The organism is Acinetobacter sp. 1130196 (assembly GCF_000588095.1).
GTDB lineage: Bacteria > Pseudomonadota > Gammaproteobacteria > Pseudomonadales > Moraxellaceae > Acinetobacter > Acinetobacter nosocomialis.
This window is the reverse complement of record NZ_JFWX01000107.1, coordinates 1-2047: the sequence shown is the minus strand read 5'-3', so window position 1 is coordinate 2047 and position 2047 is coordinate 1. Positions and strand designations below refer to the sequence as shown.

Genomic DNA, 2047 nt, shown 5'->3' with positions numbered 1-2047 from the left:
TGCACATTCTGGACTCGCTGGCGCTTGACCTTGCCACTCACTTGGTAAATAAGCGTGAATTGCTAAAGCATGGATTTGTCCCGGATTCATTAAATCAGAAGCCAAGGCATAAACTTTTTGATGACGTTGAACCAAACGCAAGCCGTTAAACTCTTCACTCACTACAATCACTTTAAAATGTGATTCTTTACCTGGAAAATATCCACCGTGGCCAGCAGACTCATTAATGACTTCCAAATGGCTAGGTGCAAGGGTTTGTAACCGTTCAATCAACTGTTGTTCAAGGCTCATAGCTTTTCCTTTTACGATTATTCGTATATTTAGACCTAGTATACCCTGTCTACACACAAACAAAAGTTGCTCTTGTACGCTTTGACTTCAAACAAAATGTCTATTTATTCGGCAACTTATCAATAAAAATAACTCTAAATGCTCATTTCTGTTTTTATTTTATGCAATCAGCATAATTATTTGCATAAAGTTGTTGACCCTTGTTTTGCTTAATGTATTATAAGCGGCACGCGGGAATAGCTCAGTTGGTAGAGCATAACCTTGCCAAGGTTGGGGTCGCGAGTTCGAGTCTCGTTTCCCGCTCCAAATTGGTTTTTTTTTGAGAAAGTTTTAGTAAAAACTGCTCATATATGCGGGAATAGCTCAGTTGGTAGAGCATAACCTTGCCAAGGTTGGGGTCGCGAGTTCGAGTCTCGTTTCCCGCTCCAAATTTTAAAAGCCCTAGTCAAAAGACTGGGGCTTTTTTCTTTTTATCGATCCTTATTTTTTTACTTTATCAATTCACAGCATAACTTACTGAGAAGAAACCGGTTCAAGTCCAACGAAAGACTTTCTAGCTTCTACCCGATTCACCTTTTTAAATTGCCAGTTATATCCATTTAATTTAGTTATATCTACAAGGTGTCGGCTTCATTGGATGCATAGATATACACGGCAATAATTGGAAACAGTCCATATTAAAGCGTTCTATATGGTGGCTCTGCTGTAAACATATGGAAAAGATAAAATTGCAATCATAAATATAGCTTTGAAAATGATATTGTTCTATGTTTTGAGTATCCTTGGTTGCATCAAAAAACTTTATATATTCAGAAAAGACATGGAAATTAAGCTTCTTTAAATGGCTACTCATTCCTTGACCAGTACATTTAATATAGGCTTCTTTCAAGGTCCATATTTGAAAAAACCGCTGATATACGCTGAATGGGTCAATCGGTTCATTTTCCTGAATCCACTCTATTTCACTTAGGTCTAAAACGCTATCAACCCGCTTCCATTGGAACTCTCGATTCACTCGTTCAACATCAACACCGATTTCCCCTTCTTCAGTCACAGCAAGGACAATAACGTCCGCTGAATGACTAAGATTAAAATAAATCGTCTTACTACCTTGTACAAAAGGTTTGCCGTTCGGTTGTAACTGAATATTGACTTGATGGGCTGAAATACCCAGCTTATCTGCTAGAACAGACTTCGTTAAGACACGAGAAATTAAGAAAAGACGCGCTGCCTGAGGAAGATATTGATCATATCTCAACTTTTCTGCGGCATTGAGAAAGCTGAGATAATGACTCAATATGAGATGATTATCTGGTACCCGTGAAACTGGGCAAATATAAACCTGCACTTGGGGTATATCAGACATCACTAAGTTGTGCTGTAGTACTGATATACTTTGTTAGAACTGGTGTGAGGTAATCATAAACCGCTTCTACATGGGTAATGTGTGGATTATGACCTGCACCAGCGATGATATGTACCGGAATATCAGGACTTATTGGGGTAACAATTGGATTTTTCTCTCCAATAATAATCTCGACTTTAGACCGAAGCTCATTGAGCAGAGTAGTTTGAGCGGCTCGTTGCTGTGGCAAATTAACGAGATGCATATACTCGCTAATATGCTTAGATACTGGCACACGGCATAATGAATCCATCGCATAGCCCACTGACGGATTTTTTTGTCCATCTGGATGCAGATCTTTAGCAATGATATCTTTCGGCACAAAACGGAAAATTAAATTAGAGATGGCCT

Annotated in this window: 3 protein-coding genes and 2 tRNA genes; 2 read left to right on the top strand and 3 right to left on the bottom strand. The window is 38.8% G+C overall.

Features of this window, described 5'->3' with window-relative positions:
• Window positions 1–291 (bottom strand): BolA family protein (locus J671_RS24550; protein WP_031983770.1); only part of this gene is annotated, 291 nt, incomplete at its 3' end.
• A gap of 230 nt (window positions 292–521) precedes the next feature.
• Here J671_RS24550 and J671_RS24545 point away from each other — a divergent pair.
• Window positions 522–597, top strand: a tRNA-Gly gene (locus J671_RS24545).
• A 46-nt stretch (window positions 598–643) separates the two neighbouring features.
• A tRNA-Gly gene (locus tag J671_RS24540) sits at window positions 644–719 on the top strand.
• Window positions 720–895: 176 nt separating this feature from the next.
• On the opposite strand, the gene J671_RS24535 is transcribed toward J671_RS24540, so the two are convergent.
• Entirely contained in the window at window positions 896–1657 is a 762-nt protein-coding gene (locus J671_RS24535) for a 4'-phosphopantetheinyl transferase family protein (protein ID WP_031982541.1), read from the bottom strand.
• The coding region (locus tag J671_RS24530) for a hypothetical protein (RefSeq protein WP_031983769.1) at window positions 1650–2047 on the bottom strand (398 nt) is incomplete at its 5' end. The genes J671_RS24535 and J671_RS24530, both read right to left, overlap by 8 nt.